Origin of the sequence: Asticcacaulis machinosus (assembly GCF_028550435.1) — a bacterium.
Lineage (GTDB): Bacteria > Pseudomonadota > Alphaproteobacteria > Caulobacterales > Caulobacteraceae > Asticcacaulis > Asticcacaulis machinosus.
This window is the reverse complement of sequence record NZ_JAQQKV010000003.1, coordinates 321,994-337,392: the sequence shown is the minus strand read 5'-3', so window position 1 is coordinate 337,392 and position 15,399 is coordinate 321,994. Positions and strand designations below refer to the sequence as shown.

The following is a 15,399-nucleotide window of genomic DNA, read 5'->3' as shown; positions in this document are numbered from 1 at the left end:
AATCACTGCACTTGAAAATCCCATAGCCAACGCCGCGACTAATAACAGCAAGCGCATTTATACAACAGTCTCATGAATGACCGGAATCGTGCACCAAACACTAAGGACTGGGTTGGGTGCCATCTAACCTTACCGGATCGAATAAATCCTAAAACGTCTGAAAATATGGGCTTTTTCAACGTGGCGGGGTATGTTGGAGGGGGAGATGGTGCCTGGAGCCGGAATCGAACCAGCGACACGCGGATTTTCAATCCGCTGCTCTACCAACTGAGCTATCCAGGCACTCAACACATCACCGGCGCTTGGTTCCATCCGGTGGGAGGCAGGTCTATAGGCGAGGATTGAAGTCATGGCAAGCCGCTGCTGCGCCCATTTTACAAAAAATCCGCTTAAAGCCCGTCATCCTCTTCAAAAGATGAGGATAAGTCACCAGATGGTACCTCTCCCAGCTCACTGTCATCGACGCTCAGGCCGCCTGAACCGTCAATGACATAGTCCCCTTGCAGCCAGTGAACCAGATCAACATCGGCGCAGCGTTTAGAGCAAAACGGCGTATAGTCGCGCGCGGCATTGGGCAGGGTCTCATCCGGAGTTTCATAAGCCTGTTTGCAGCGGGCGCAGGTGCGGGTCGCCATGATGAAACTCCTTTATACAATCATACCGGCCATCGGGGCCGTTTCGTCGCGCTCAAAACCGATCCGCGCAGTGAGCGGGTCGAACGAGCCTTTAATATAGTCGCGGGCGGCATCGATCACCACGGCCGGCGCTTTAACCGTCAGCAGTCGCCCGCCGTCATGGCGTCCAGCCTCCGCCACCTTCCGCAACAGCAGACGCGCCGCCCGGTCGGGGCGCATCCGCCCTGCCTCATCATAGGCCCTGTCACGCAGAGGCGTTGCTCCCCACGGACGTATGAACTCCAAGGTGCCGAACTTTGTTACCGGCGCTATGATCAGGCGGGCGGCTTCGTCGCCAAAGGCCGTGAGCGTCAGGCCGCGGATAATTTCCGGGTCATGCCGCCGCCCGATCAGGTCAACCACGATAAGTCCTGCGAGATTCGACAGGCGCAACCGCCGCGCCACCTCAAAGATCGCCCGCTCATTGCACTGCCGCGCCCATTGTTTGGGCGATACGGCCATCGTGTCCGCTGCCCCCGCATCCACATCACAGGCGATCAGAGCGCGGGTTGGCTCAATACTCAGATAGCCGCCCTCAGGTATGGGGCCTGACGGTGACAGAGCCTCAGCTTCAGCCACATCAAGATAGTCAGCCGCCTCATCCCCCTCGATCACACGGGCATCCGACGCGGATCGCAACAGGGCCGTTTTAAGCGACAAAGGCTGCGTTATCCGGCGCGGTTCGCCATCAAATAGCCTGATGAAGTTGGCGCGGGCGCGTTTATCACGGCGAGCCTCCGCGATGATCTCAACCTCAACCGCAGCGCCCAGAGCCGGTGCCTTGATGTTTTGCGGCAGGTCAAGCACAGCCTCCGAACCGTCCGTCAGGGTCAGGAAATTCACACCCCCTGCCCGGCCCGACAACCGCGCCACCGAGCGCACACCAACCCGCGCACAGGACGGATCAATCTCAAGACCTTCGTCATAATAGTGGGGCTGGCCATTGAGATAAAGCGCGCCGCGCGCAATCCCGAACCGGCTATGGTAATAAAGAACCGCGCTCATGCGACTTTGTACCCCGCGCCCTCCAGCAGACAGCGGGTTTCATAAAGCGGCAAGCCGACCACGGAGGTATAGCTGCCGACCAGTTGGGTCACATAACCACCGGCAATGCCCTGAATACCGTAGCCACCGGCCTTGCCCAGGCCTTCACCCGACGCGACATAGGTTTTAAGTTCGACGGCACTTAAGCGCTTAAACCCTAGCCGCGTCTCGACCACCCGCGCCGACACCCGCCCGTCAGGGGCGATCACCGCAATACCGGTCAGGACACGGTGATTACGGCCCGACAGCAGCTTAAGACAATCCGCCACTTCCTGATCCATCTCGGCCTTGGGCAGGATACGGCGGCCCACGCACACCACCGTATCGGCGGCCAGCACAAAAGCGGGCACCTCAAGGGTCTCAAACACAGCGTTCGCCTTGGCGCGGCTTAAGCGCCCAGCCAGTTCGTGTGGGGTTTCAAGTTTTAACGGAGTTTCATCCAGATCGGCCGCAACCACCTGATCAGGCACAATGCCGATCTGTTGCAAAAGCGCCAGCCTGCGAGGGCTGGCGCTGGCCAGGATGAGATTTGCAGTCACGCCCATCACCGGAGCGCGAGCTTACTTAAAGCGATAGGTAATACGACCCTTGGTCAGGTCATAAGGCGTCATTTCGACCATGATCTTGTCGCCGGCCAGAACGCGGATGCGGTTTTTGCGCATCTTACCCGCCGTATGGGCGATGATTTCGTGATCGTTCTCCAGCTTCACGCGAAAGGTGGCGTTCGGCAGCAGTTCAATGACGGTACCCGGAAACTCTAAAAGCTCTTCTTTTGCCATTCGGCCTTCTCAAAAAATTGGGGAACAGTGCGAATCTCACACGCTTGAGCGCGGGCGCTCCGTTCAGGAGCGCCTCCTTTATACCTATTAGGGTTTGGAGAAAAGTAAAAAGACGCACTCATCACGAAAGCCCCGGTGCAGGGGAGCACACCGGGGCTTTAGGGCTACAGTTCTGAATTTAGTTTGCGCGCAATTGGTTCCGAAAACCGCTTCACACTTTTCGGATTGCGCTTTGCTTATCAGAACTTGCGGACAAGGTTCAAAGAGACCGTATCGGAATCGCCGTGCTTTTCACGGTACTCAGAGCGGGTGTAGTCGCCGCGGACGGCATAGGTGTCATTGACCTTATACTGGGCACCGACGCCGTAATCGAAGGCATTGCCGTTCTCGACCATGTTGACGCCTTCGGGGCGTTTCAGGCGGGTGTTGGACACACCGGCGCGACCGATCAGTTCAATGTTTTCCGTTACCGGCAGGTAGCCTACGGCATAGGCCCCCAGACGGTGGGTCTGCTTATATTTGCCGGTAGCGTTAGAGTCGGAATTGGTGCCAACAGTGGCCTCACCTTCAAGGCCGAAATGCGGGGTAATCTTATAACCTGCACGGGCATTGATGGAATTAAGGCTGGAATCGGACTTGGAGGTCTTTGAGTTCTGGACGCCGATCGACCCATAGGTTTCAGCGCTGGCAACACCGGCGGTGGCCACCAGAGCCAGGGCGGCGGCAGAGACGATGATCTTTTTCATGGGTATGCTCCTATTGTTACTTTCATGGGCGGGAATTAATCCCTGCGGAACGCACAAACAGGTTCGCGTCCCGACATGAAGGAATATAGGCGCTGAGATCAGGGCATGTGTGACCGTGAGAAGGTCATTTAGGGGCATTCAATGACAAATGTGGCAGTTTTGCCCTAATCGGGCCACCATGATGAACGATCGTTCATCTACATTAAATTTTAGTCATTTCAACGGGATGCGGCAAATAAAAATGCGATGCGGAAAGCGTCACCAAAACCGCCAGCCACAGAAAATGCGACTTTTATACCACTAGTCTAATTCCGCAAATGCAGCGCATGAACCAGCGTAAACAAACGCCGCGCCGTTTCATGGTCGATGGCGATCTTGCCCGCCAACCGCTCGGTCAGCAGTTCCGCCCCTTCGTTATGAACCCCGCGGCGGCCCATGTCGATCGACTCGATCTGGGTCGGCGTCGCATTTTTCAGGGCATCATGATAGCTTTCGCAGATCATGGCATAGTCGCGTGAGATTTGCTTGAACGGCGCCAGCGACAGCATGAACTTACGCGCATAGTCAGGGCCGGTCACATCGAACACCAGCCGGCTGTCTTCATAGGCCAGACGCAGATCATAAGGCCCCTCACCGCCACCGTCGGGGGTAAAGCTGTTCCTTTCGATCAGATCGAAAATGGCGACCTTACGCTCATGCTCCACCTCGGGCGAAGCGGCGGACAGGCTTTGGTCATCGATCTCGATACGGGCCAGGCGCATGGGCTTTAGTCCTCTATATTATGGTCGGGCTTGGACTGGGCGCGATGGGGTGCAGCCAAATCCATCAGCAGTATATCAAGACATTCGACCTCAAGGCAGAGCTGATTGCCCTGCGGCCCCGCAAAGGTCAGCAGCAACTCATAGGCCCCGTCCTCACGCGGGGCGGCTTCCATAGTCAGCACGCTCAGGGCCTGCACCCGTCGCTTAAGGTCAATTCCACGCGACCTCACCTTAAGCACGCTGTGGATTTGCAGCACGCACGGCGCCCGTAGCGGCACGGATGAGGCCTGTTCATGACAAAAGCGGTTCATGCGCAACATGAAATGGCGCGCCTTTGGATCATAGTGCAGACCGACCCCGCGCAAGGCAGCATCCTGAATGAGGGCCGCAATCGGGACAACATCTTCGGCCGACTGCGCCATCAGACGCAGTGGTTTAGGGGATGTCTGCTTTTTGAACCACCCAAACATACTGCCGCGCCTATTCCAGTTCTTCGGGCAAGGGCTCATCACCCTTCAGACGCTTGATCTTCGCGCCGCAGGCCGACAGCTTGCCCTCAAGATTCTCAAAGCCGCGGTCGAGGTGATAAACACGGTTGACGACGGTTTCGCCCTTGGCCGCAAGCCCTGCGATCACCAGACAGGCCGAGGCCCGCAGATCGGTCGCCATGACCTGAGCGCCCCGCAACTCCTCAACGCCGCGCACCCGCGCCTCCGGCCCGTGAACTGTGATGTCGGTCCCCAGACGGCCCAGTTCCGGCACGTGCATAAAGCGGTTCTCAAAAATCGTCTCGCGGATGATGCTTTCGCCGTCCGCCATAGTCATCAGGGCCATGAACTGAGCCTGAAGGTCGGTAGCAAAGCCCGGATAAACGCCGGTCGTCACATCAACCGGCTTCAGGCGGCCTGCGCCGCGCTTAATGGTCACCGTATCAGCGGTCGTGGAAATTTCACAACCGGCCTCAACCATCTTATCCAGCAATATCTGTATCAGTTCCGGCCGCACCTTGGTCAGGCGCACTTCGCCCCCCGCCATAGCGCCGGCCACCGCATAGGTGCCGGCTTCGATCCGGTCGCAGATGACGCTCCAGTCAGCCCCGTGCAGGGAGGTAACGCCTTCGACCACAATGGTTGGCGTACCCGCCCCTGAGACCTTTGCGCCCATCGCGTTCAGGCATAGGGCCAGGTCTTCGATTTCCGGCTCACAGGCGGCGTTTTTGAATACGGTCGTGCCCTGCGCCAAGGTCGCCGCCATCAGGGCATGTTCGGTGGCACCCACGCTGACGAACGGGAACTCGATCTCCGCCCCTTTGAGACCGCGCGGGGCCTGAGCAAACACATAGCCTTCGTGCATGTCGATATGGGCGCCCAGCGCCTCAAGCGCCTTAAGGTGCAGGTCAACCGGACGCGCGCCGATGGTGCAGCCACCCGGCAAAGACACCTTGGCATGGCCGGTACGCGCCAGCAGCGGGCCCAGCACATTGAACGACGCCCGCATCTGACGCACCAGATCATAGGGCGCAAAGGCCGAGGTGATTTCCGGCGTATGCAGAATCGTTTCCTGACCATCCGGGCCAACCGTTTCGGTGATCTGCGTCCCCAGACGGGTCAGCAGCCGCCCCAGCAGGCGCGTATCGGCCAGACGCGGCATATTGGTCAGGCGCAGCGGCTCAGAGGTCAGCAATGACGCCGCCATCAGCTTGATGGCCGAGTTTTTCGCCCCGCTAATGGGGATATCGCCAAACAGTTGGGTGCCGCCTTCGATGGCTATACGATCCATAAATACGCCTTGTAAAACTTTATGCAGAGGGCCAGAGCTATGACTCACAGCGTGGATTAGCGGTTCTACATCGAATATAGACTATGGCAACACCGTTTTATGCGTCGTCACTATCCGTGGCTGCGGTAGGGCTTGTGGCGGCCTTACGACGCTTAAGATTATGGCGCAGGGCATCAGCCAGACGCCGGGCCTTATCGGCCTGAGCTTTGGTGCGCACCTCTTCGGGTGTGGGGGAAGCGGGTTTTTCGGACATGATGGCGGCTCGGACGCGCAGATTGTGTAATGTCGCGGATTTAAGCCCATATATCGGCACTGGCGAGCCTAAAATATGCCGACCAGCCCGATTAATTCACAGCTTATCTCATTTTTTGCTTTGCGTTGCTGTTTAAGTTTCGCTATAGCCGCACCCCTCAGCCGGTGTTCGCACCGTCTATATGCCGCCGTAGCTCAGTGGTAGAGCGCATCCTTGGTAAGGCTGAGGTCGGAAGTTCAATCCTTCTCGGCGGCACCACGAAGGCCCGACCCCTAAAGGGTTCGGGCCTTCTCCATATCAAACCAAATTTTCGAGTATTGGCGTTTCGAAGCGCAACATTGCGCGAATTGCCCGCTAATAGCGTGCAAAACCCGTGCAGCCATGTTCACACCCCGTTGTTAAGCCGAAACGCCGGTCGATGCTGACATGAGACTGATCGCCGAAGACGGGCAGCGCAATTATCGACAGCGGTGCGGCATTGCGCGGCTTCGGTGCCTACACCAGAGAGGGATCATGGGCGGCGTGCAGCCTGAGCGAATTTGCATGAAATTGATCACAAATGCGCCAAGTAAGTTGACAGCCGGTAACCGGTGTCATTAACTGACCTGATAATTCAAAGACACATCAGGGAGCGTCAAATGAAAGATCGCCATGCCATCCGGATGAAGGCCGGAAACAGGGCCGTGACCTGTATCGTCGTTTCGATTCTGACGCTCTCTGCCGCCATAGCTCAGGCTGAGCCGGCAAAGACAGATAGTCTTATGCTGTCCGGCACAGGCCCTGATGATGCGGTTTCGTGGGATTTCACAGTTAGTGGAGGTATGCGCGCCGGTCAGGCTTCCAAGATCGCTGTGCCGTCGAACTGGCAAACGGAAGGCTTCGGCCATTACCAGTATGGCTATGACAAGGGTCCGCGCGCCTCTGACAAGGGTGTCTACACACGCAGCTTTACCGTGCCTGCCGACTGGAAAGACAAGAACGTCCGTATCGTGTTCGACGGGGTTATGACTGATACGCGGGTCTTGGTGAACGGAACCGTCGTCGGCGCGGTGCATCAGGGCGGCTTCAACCGCTTCAGCTACGATATCACGACGTTCATAAAGGTCGGCGAAGCCAATACACTTGAGGTCGAGGTGAGCGAGGCCTCAAGCAATATCGCGACCGACATTGCCGAGCGCCACGGCGACTACTGGGCCTTTGGCGGCATCTATCGTCCGGTATGGCTGGAGGCGACGCCACCTGAGGCTATTGCGCATGTGGCGCTGGACGGACAGACCGACGGCGATATCATCGCCGATGTCGCCCTGCGCGCGCCGAAGACGGTGACCAGGGTCGTCGGTCAGGTCATGTCGCTGAACGGCAAGACTGTGGGCGCGCCGTTCGAGGCTGCTATCCCCGCGGGGGGCACGGGCAAGATCCGCCTGAGTGGCCATGTCGATAAGCCAGCCCTTTGGACGGCGGAAACACCCAATCTCTATTATCTCGATGTGACGCTTTATGCCGGTGACGCGGCGGTACATACGGTGCGCGAACGGTTTGGGTTCCGTACCTTTGAAATCCGCGAAGGCGATGGGCTCTATGTCAACGGTCAGCGCGTCATGATGAAAGGGGTGGTCCGCCACACCTTCCGTCCGAAGACGGGGCGGGCGATAACCCGCGAACAGGCCTATGACGACGCGCGCCTGATCAAATCGATGAACATGAACGCCATGCGCGTGGCGCATTATCCACCGGACAAGGCTATCCTTGAGGCCGCCGACGAGATGGGGCTCTATGTCATCAACGAACTGTCCGGCTGGCAGAAGTCGCATGACACCGACAACGGTCGCAAGCTGGTCAGGTCTCTGGTCGAACGCGACGTCAATCACCCATCGATCATCATCTGGGCCAATGGCAACGAAGGCGGCTGGAACAGCGAGCTGGACGCCGATTTCGCACTTTATGATCCGCAAGGGAGGCCGGTCATCCATCCGTGGGCGCAGTTCGGCGGCATCGATACAAAACACTATCCGCGCTACCCCGACCTGATGACACGCCTGTCGGGTAAGATGCTGGTCCTACCGACTGAGTTCCTGCATGGCCTGTATGACGGTGGCCACGGCTCCGGCCTTGATGACTACTGGAAGGCTATGACCGCATCGACAAACGGCACCGGTGGCTTCCTGTGGGTGCTGGCCGACGAAGGTCTGGTGCGCACCGATCAGAACGGGCGTATCGACTCTTACGCCGCCTATGGACCGGATGGCATGGTCGGGCCGCACCATGAAAAGGAACCGAGCGTTGATACCATCCGCGATATCTGGTCGCCGGTGCAGATCGACGCGCCGATCCTCGATACCGGGTTCACCGGCGCGCTGAAGGTGCGCAATGGCTACGATTTCACGAACCTGTCGGATGTGACGTTCAAGTGGGAATGGGTGCGTTTTGCGCGGCCTGATGCCAAGACGACCGCCGCCAGGGTGCTATCGAGCGGCACCCTAACCGGCCCGGCCATCGCCCCGCACGGCGCGGGTGATTTGACCGTCCCGCTGGCCAAGGACTGGCAAGCCGCCGACGCTCTGCGCCTGACGGCGGTCAAAGGCGATGCGGCGCTGCTAACCTGGGTCTGGCCGACGCCACCCAAAGCCACCAACATGAACGGTAGCCGCGTCGGTACGCCGAAGGTCGAACGCGCGGACGGCGCGATTCGCCTCGTGGCAGGTCAAGTGACGGCGTCGTTCGATCCGGCAAGCGGCCTTCTGACCAGCGTTAGCCATAACGGCAAGACACAATCTCTGTCGAACGGGCCGCGTCTGGTGCTGGCACGCCCGAAGGACAAGACCGAACCGGTCTGGGCCGTGCCCTCCGATGCGGGCGGCGGCGTCTATAGCTTTGAGGCTCCGGCTATGGCCAACAGCGCGACGATTGACCTCGGCACGGTTGAAACCGACGGCTGGGCCAGCTTCAGACTGGAAGTATCACCGGACGGCAAGATGTGGAAGCAGGTCTATGAAGGCGGGCGGGTCTTCCCGCGTGACGGCCTGACCTACAGCTTCGCACCGCAGCCGGTGAAGGCCATCCGTATTTCCAATCTGGCCGGTGTGCGTCAGACGCCGAAGGTGGTGTCGGTCAAGCTGGGCTTTGAGCCCGCGCGCTATGCGCTGCCGGACAAAGGCGCGGTGACGATCACGACCGGCGCGGGCAAGGACACACAAACCGGCAAGGCCGTGGCCTGGCTGGACGCCCCGAACGCAGGCGGGCTCGACAGTGTGCGCTGGATCTTGCGCGAGGACGGCACCCTGAGCCTCGATTATGGCTACAGCCTCAGCGGCCCGATGCTCTATCACGGGATCGGCTTCGATACGCCGCTGGGTGATGTCACTACGGTGCGCGGTCTGCTGCGCGGGCCGACGCCGGTATGGCAGAACCGTCTGCGCGGCCCGGTGCTGGGCGTGTGGGACATTGCGTCAAAGACCACCAAGGGCGCGTTGCGGCCCGACACGGCGGGCTATTTCGCTGATCCGCGCTGGGTCAAACTGAGCGGCGGGAAGGGCAATCTGACGATCGCCAGCGAAGGGTCCGCTTTCGTGCAGATCGGCAAGCGACCGGAGGACTTTCCCACCACTACCGTGGAATTCCCCAATACCGATATCGGCTTCATGAACGCTATCCCGGCCATGGGGGCCAAGTTCCAGAACGCCGATCTGACCGGCCCGCAAGGCCAGCCCGCTAACGCAAACGGCACCTATACCGGTCGCCTCGTTTTTGGGTTTTAGCCTGCCATTAGCCTGCCAAAAGTTAGATGTCGTCCCCGAAAGGATTGAACAGCCATGTCAGACACGACGTTTTCGCTAAGCCGGCGGGATTTGCTTGCGAGCGCATCGGCGCTCGGCCTTATCTTGCCCGCAACATCTGCCCTAGCGGCAAGTGTCGGGGGAAAGTTGGCCGCCGTATCTGTTGTGCCGGAGACATCTTCAAGTTTCCCCTTGGTAGCGAACGGAAAAGCCGCGCCTATCATCCTTCCTGCCAATGCGCCGGAAGTGGTGAAAATCTCGGCCCGTGAATTAGCCGAGGACATTGCCGCTGTCACGGGCAAAACCCCGGAAATTCTCTCCGCAAGCCGCGGTAGTGAGCCGCAGATCGAGTTGCAGATTGCACCGCACCTCGCGGGACGTTGGGAGGCATATCAGCTTTCAGCAAAACCCGACGTTCTTACCATTTCCGGATCGGATCCACGCGGCCTTTGCTATGGTATGTTTGAGATTTCCAATCGCATCGGTGTTTCCCCGTGGCGCTGGTGGGCAGATGTGCCTGCACCTCAGAGCAAGAGCTTGTATCTAAGCCTTGGCGAGGCTCCCATTGATCAACCGGCTGTTAAATATCGCGGCATCTTCATCAACGATGAAGACTGGGGCCTAGAGCCCTGGTCATCCAAGACTTTCGAGCCGGAGGCGACCAAGCTCGGTCCGAAAACCTACGCTCGCATCTTCACCCTCATGATCCGTCTTCGCGCCAATTACCTTTGGCCCGGCATGCACCCGACGACCAGGGCGTTCCACACTCAGCCTGGAAATGCGGCTGCCGCTGATGCTCATGCCATCATTGTCGGCTCCAGCCATGCCGAACCGATGCTTCTCAACAACGGCAAGGAATGGCCGGACGAGAAGGATAAATTCAACTACCTTGCCAACCGGGACGCCGTTTACGCCTATTGGGAAAAGCGCATCTCCGAGCGAACATCGGGCGAGAGCCTCATCACTATTGGGATGCGCGGTATCAACGATACTCCTATTATCGGCCCTAAAAATCAACAGGAACGCATCGCCACCCTTGAGAAAGTCTTTGCCGATCAACGCGAATTACTCGCCAAATATCTTGGCATGGGGGATGCCACCCTCGTGGCGCAAATGTTCTGTCCTTATAAGGAAGTACTGAGCGATTATAATGCCGGGCTGCGTGTTCCCGATGACGTTACGATCGTCTGGCCCGACGATAATTTCGGATATATCCGCCGCTATGGCAATGACGCTGAGCGTGCCCGCTCCGGTGGCCTGGGGGTATATTATCACGCCTCATATAGCGGCAGACCACTTTCGTGGCTCTGGATCGACGTTATGCCCCCGGCTCTCATCTGGTCCGAGATGATGCGCGCCTATGAACATGGCTCCCGCACCCTTTGGGTTGTGAACGTTGGCGATCTTAAAAACACCGAGCGTTCTACTGAGTTCTTCCTCGACCTTGCCTGGCACGCTGACCGAACCGACCTCAACGCTCCCGTCCGTGCAATGCGCAAAACCGCCGCGCGCGACTTTGGCGTAAAACATGGCGAGGCTATTGCATCGCTTTTAAATCGTTTGCAGATATTCTCTGCCAATCGGCGTGCCGAACACCTGCAGTGGCACCTCAGTCTGACGCCCTATATCCCAACCGAACTGAACGAGACCGAAATCGAAGAGCGACTTCGTGTCGCCGCAGAACTTCTCCGGGATAGCACGGCGATTGCCGCGTCCTTGTCCCCGAAATTTCAGGACGCATATTTTCAGCTTGTGCACTACCCCGTCGCCATTACGGAAGCGGCGAATCATCGCTACTTTCACTCCGAGCTTGCGCGTGCCGACGTCGCCCGCAACCGAAATCCGGCAGCAAATCTGGCCGCTGAATCCGAAGCTCAACGCCGCATCATAGCCGCTACAACCCGCTATAACGAGAAGATCTCCGGCGGCAAATGGCAGTATATTGTGACAGAGAACGGCTATTATCCAAAGGACTGGCCAGCCTTTCAACGCGACACCACTACGCCGCGCCCAAAGCCTACGCTTGAAAACGTTGCTCCCGCCGCACCGCCCACGCCGTCCCCACTCTCTTTCCCGAAGGGCTGGCGTCGTTCGGATTTCGTTGAGCGTGACAAGGCCGTTTCAATCAATGCGGGACACTTCACAACAAAACATGATTTGCCATCCGGCGCTGGGTGGCGCTCCATTAAGGGCCTTGGGCGCACCGGTTCCGCTGTGACCGTACTGCCGTCCAATACCAAATTTACGTCCAAGACCGCACCAAGCCTGGACTACCGATTCCACGTGTCAACCGGAGGCATGGCCAATGTTCGGGTGCGCCTTTTGCCAACTTTTCCAATCGCCCAGGATCAGGGCCTGCGTCTCGCGATTGCCGTCGATGATGGGATACTGCATTCCCTTAATGTGACCGATGGCTTCGAGACAACGGCTGGTAATGGTATGTTGAGCTCATGGGGAAAACGTGTCCTCTCCAATGCGACAGAAGTCACCATCACCTTGCCCACGCCGCTAACCTCTGGCTGGCACATTCTGCGCCTAGTCGCTGTTGATACCGGCGTTGTCGTCGATAAAATCATCATCGATTTTGGCAGCTTGCCCCGATCCTATGACGGCCCACCAGAAACGCGCATTCAATAATTTTTCGATTAGTGCTAAAAATTTGGGTCGCCTCGAAAGTAGAAATTGATCTCCTAACCGCGGCTCTGCGCCCAATCCGGGAAAGGTACTGAGCGCATGAGCTCATTAAAATTCAAAATTCGTTTTGTGCCTGATATCAAAATGAAGCGAACTTTGAATTCACGATACTAGTGCAAAATCTGACTCAGAAACTGGCGGGTCCGTTCGTGTTGAGGCGCACTGAAAAACGCATCAGGCGTATTCATCTCAATAATCTGACCGGCATCCATAAAGACAACTCGGTCGGCAACCTGACGGGCAAAACCCATTTCGTGGGTGACGCACAGCATGGTCATGCCGGATCCCGCCAGATCGACCATGATATCCAGCACTTCCTTGACCATTTCGGCGTCCAGGGCTGAGGTCGGCTCATCGAACAGCATGACATCCGGCTGCATGCACAACGCCCGCGCAATGGCGACGCGCTGCTGCTGCCCGCCCGAAAGCTGACCCGGATATTTCAGCGCCTGCTCGCCGATGCGCACCCGCTCCAGCAGAGACATGGCCAGATCTTCAGCCTCGGCCTTCTTCATTTTCTTAACGTGGATCGGCGCCAGAGTGCAGTTTTCCAGAATGGTTAGGTGAGGAAACAGGTTGAAGCTCTGAAACACCATTCCGACGCTTTTGCGCACACCTTCCACGGTTTTGATGTCTGAGGTCAGGGCTGTGCCGCCGACTGAGATCGTGCCCTGATGGTGGCTTTCCAGTGCGTTGATACAGCGGATCAGGGTCGACTTGCCTGAGCCCGACGGGCCGCAGATAACAATGCGCTCCCCCTTCTCAACGCTTAAGGTCACATCGCGCAGGGCATGGTATTCACCGTACCATTTGTTGACGCTGTTGAGTTCGATAAAGGCCATCAGCGGTTCACTCCGAACAGGTTCTGCCGCTCGATCCAGTGGGTATAGCGCGTGATCGAAAAGCAGATAATGAAATAGATCAAGGCAATGAAGCCATAGGTTTCGGCAAAAGGGGCTGGCCATGCCGGGTCAGCCAGTGCGGCGCGTCCGGCACTCAGCAGATCATAAAGGCCTACTATCAGCACCAGCGAGGTGTTCTTGACCATGACCACGACCGTGTTGGTCAGCGGCGGTATGACCTTCGATATGGCTTGCGGCAGTATGATCAGGCGCGTCTTTGACCACCACGACAGCGATAAGGCGTCCGCCGCTTCGCCCTGCCCGTTATGCAGACCTTGTAGCCCCCCGCGCAGTACCTCGGCCAGATAGGCCGCCGAAAAGACGGTCATGGCGACCAGCGCTCGCAATAGCTTATCAATCTTAAGCCCGTCCGGCAGCATCAGCGGCAACAGGATCGAGACGATGAACAACAAACTAAGCAAGGGCAGACCGCGAATACCTTCAATAACCGCCACGCAGATATATTTGACGGCCTTAAGGTCCGACTGCCGCCCCAGTGCCAGCGCAATCGCCAGCGGAAAGCCTAACCCCAATGACAAAACGGTCAGGATCAGCGTTACCGGCAGCCCGCCCCAGGAGTCGGTCGGCACAGCCTCAAGGCCAAACACACCGCCCGCCATCAGAGCTAAAGCGATCACCGTGCCGATCACCCACGCCCACAGGGTCGAGGTCTTCCAGTTCTTTGGGGGCAGGGAATAAAGTGTCAGGCCGACAAAAATCACAATTAGCGCAATCGGCCGCCAATATTGCCCCGGCGGATAAATGCCAAACAGAATAAACGGATATTTGGCCCGCAGGAACGCCCAGCACGCCCCAACTCCGGTGCACTGTGCCCCCTCACCCGTCCAGATGCCATTGAGCATGCCCCACGACACCAGCTTCGGCGCCAGGGCTATGACTGCAAACAGGATAGCCAGCGTCGAGACCGTGCTTAAGACATCGCCAAACAGTACCCGAAATAAGTTGTACCGAGCGGCCAAGGGCGCGGTTCGGGCAGCGATGGGCTGGGTTTGAACAAAGCCTGTCATCGGACTTTTAACGCCACGCGAGAGTTATAGATATTCATGGCCACGGAGGTCACGATGCTGATGGTAAAGAACACCAGCATGAGGATAAAAATCCCCTCCAGCGCCTGCCCCGTCTGATTGATGGTGGTGGCCGTCACAAATGAAATGTCGGGATATCCAACCACTAGCGCAAGCGTCGAGTTTTTGAGAATGTTGATATACTGACTGGTCATCGGCGGAATGATGATGCGCAGGGCCTGCGGGATCAGCACCAGATTAAGCGCTTGCTTGGGCGCCAGCCCCAGCGCAAGGGCCGCCTCAGTCTGGCCTTTGGAGACCGCCTCAAGTCCTCCGCGAATAATCTCACCGATAAAGGCCGCCGCATAGAGACTAAGCCCCAGATACATGGCGACAAATTCAGGCGACAGATTAAGCCCGCCCTCAAAATTGAACTTGGCCCGCACCGGCATATCAAGGCCGTTTAGCGATATCGCCGGCAGGTAAAGCCCGCGTTCGGTCAGATAGACCCCTGGCAGCGGATTAAGCGGCGCGTCGATCGACGGCAGGCCAACTGTGACCAGCGCGTACCAGAACAGAAGTTGCACCACCAGCGGTGTATTGCGGAAAAACTCGACATAGGTCGTGCCCGCTCCTTGCGCCAGCGGGTTGTCCTCACGCCGCAGAATGGCCAGCATCAGCCCCAGAACCGTCGCCGTCAGCGCCACGATCACCGTGATAAACAGGGTGTTACCGAGCCCGACCGTATAGGCCCACCAGAAATGATCTGTCGGGCTGTAGCTCAGAATACTTTCGGAAATCGGAAAGCGCGCCGCCCGTCCCAGAAAATCAAACCCGACGGTCAGCCCGCGCTTGGCCAGATTGGCAGCCGTATTGCCGGTCAGCCACAGGATCAGGCCTATGAAAGCGCTGGCCGCCAATAGCTGAAGGGCAATGGCCCTGAATTTTTGATCCCGCCACCACACCATC

General features: G+C 58.0%; 14 protein-coding genes and 2 tRNA genes. 3 read left to right on the top strand and 13 right to left on the bottom strand.

Going from position 1 to position 15,399, the window contains the following annotated elements; translation table 11 throughout:
* Window positions 1-206: 206 nt before the first annotated feature.
* From PQU98_RS15095 to PQU98_RS15050, 10 genes are all read right to left on the bottom strand, one after another.
* Window positions 207-282: transfer RNA gene (locus tag PQU98_RS15095), tRNA-Phe, on the bottom strand.
* Between the two features lie 107 nt (window positions 283-389).
* Window positions 390-635: a DNA gyrase inhibitor YacG gene (locus tag PQU98_RS15090; RefSeq protein WP_272745785.1), complete on the bottom strand. Its 246-nt coding sequence runs from the start codon at window positions 633-635 to the stop codon at window positions 390-392.
* Between the two features lie 12 nt (window positions 636-647).
* Window positions 648-1,679, bottom strand: a complete 1,032-nt coding sequence (locus tag PQU98_RS15085; RefSeq protein ID WP_272745784.1) for a ribonuclease E/G — start codon at window positions 1,677-1,679, stop codon at window positions 648-650.
* On the bottom strand, window positions 1,676-2,263 hold the full coding sequence (locus PQU98_RS15080; RefSeq protein WP_438263884.1) for a Maf family nucleotide pyrophosphatase: 588 nt from the start codon (window positions 2,261-2,263) through the stop codon (window positions 1,676-1,678). Before PQU98_RS15080 ends, PQU98_RS15085 begins: the two co-directional genes overlap by 4 nt.
* Before the next feature lie 15 nt (window positions 2,264-2,278).
* The gene (infA, locus tag PQU98_RS15075; protein WP_189486447.1) at window positions 2,279-2,497 is read right to left on the bottom strand and encodes a translation initiation factor IF-1; all 219 of its coding nucleotides are present in this window, start codon (window positions 2,495-2,497) and stop codon (window positions 2,279-2,281) included.
* 239 nt (window positions 2,498-2,736) lie between these two features.
* Window positions 2,737-3,243 (bottom strand): porin family protein, encoded by a 507-nt coding sequence (locus PQU98_RS15070; protein WP_272745782.1) that lies wholly within the window; start codon window positions 3,241-3,243, stop codon window positions 2,737-2,739.
* 305 nt (window positions 3,244-3,548) lie between these two features.
* Window positions 3,549-4,004: a UPF0262 family protein gene (locus PQU98_RS15065; protein WP_272745781.1), complete on the bottom strand. Its 456-nt coding sequence runs from the start codon at window positions 4,002-4,004 to the stop codon at window positions 3,549-3,551.
* A gap of 5 nt (window positions 4,005-4,009) precedes the next feature.
* A complete protein-coding gene (locus PQU98_RS15060) occupies window positions 4,010-4,474 on the bottom strand; it encodes a DUF2948 family protein (RefSeq protein ID WP_272745780.1) in 465 nt (154 codons plus the stop codon).
* A 10-nt stretch (window positions 4,475-4,484) separates the two neighbouring features.
* Window positions 4,485-5,783, bottom strand: coding sequence for a UDP-N-acetylglucosamine 1-carboxyvinyltransferase (gene murA / locus PQU98_RS15055; protein WP_272745779.1), 1,299 nt, complete (start codon window positions 5,781-5,783; stop codon window positions 4,485-4,487).
* A 97-nt stretch (window positions 5,784-5,880) separates the two neighbouring features.
* Entirely contained in the window at window positions 5,881-6,036 is a 156-nt protein-coding gene (locus PQU98_RS15050) for a hypothetical protein (protein ID WP_272745778.1), read from the bottom strand.
* A gap of 183 nt (window positions 6,037-6,219) precedes the next feature.
* On the opposite strand from PQU98_RS15050, the gene PQU98_RS15045 reads away from it, so the two are divergent.
* The 3 genes from PQU98_RS15045 (at window position 6,220) to PQU98_RS15035 (ending at window position 12,446) form a co-directional block, all read left to right on the top strand.
* Window positions 6,220-6,294: transfer RNA gene (locus PQU98_RS15045), tRNA-Thr, on the top strand.
* Between the two features lie 380 nt (window positions 6,295-6,674).
* On the top strand, window positions 6,675-9,791 hold the full coding sequence (locus PQU98_RS15040) for a glycoside hydrolase family 2 TIM barrel-domain containing protein (RefSeq protein ID WP_272745777.1): 3,117 nt from the start codon (window positions 6,675-6,677) through the stop codon (window positions 9,789-9,791).
* A gap of 54 nt (window positions 9,792-9,845) precedes the next feature.
* A complete protein-coding gene (locus tag PQU98_RS15035) occupies window positions 9,846-12,446 on the top strand; it encodes a glycosyl hydrolase 115 family protein (protein ID WP_272745776.1) in 2,601 nt (866 codons plus the stop codon).
* Between the two features lie 167 nt (window positions 12,447-12,613).
* Here PQU98_RS15035 and PQU98_RS15030 read toward each other — a convergent pair whose 3' ends face one another.
* From PQU98_RS15030 to PQU98_RS15020, 3 genes are read right to left on the bottom strand one after another with little or no spacing between them, the layout of a single operon-like run.
* Window positions 12,614-13,345, bottom strand: a complete 732-nt coding sequence (locus tag PQU98_RS15030) for an amino acid ABC transporter ATP-binding protein (RefSeq protein ID WP_272745775.1) — start codon at window positions 13,343-13,345, stop codon at window positions 12,614-12,616.
* Window positions 13,345-14,433, bottom strand: coding sequence for an amino acid ABC transporter permease (locus tag PQU98_RS15025; RefSeq protein WP_272745774.1), 1,089 nt, complete (start codon window positions 14,431-14,433; stop codon window positions 13,345-13,347). The genes PQU98_RS15030 and PQU98_RS15025 overlap by 1 nt, the downstream gene beginning before the upstream one ends.
* Window positions 14,430-15,398 (bottom strand): amino acid ABC transporter permease, encoded by a 969-nt coding sequence (locus PQU98_RS15020; RefSeq protein ID WP_272745773.1) that lies wholly within the window; start codon window positions 15,396-15,398, stop codon window positions 14,430-14,432. Before PQU98_RS15020 ends, PQU98_RS15025 begins: the two co-directional genes overlap by 4 nt.
* Window position 15,399: the final 1 nt, after the last annotated feature.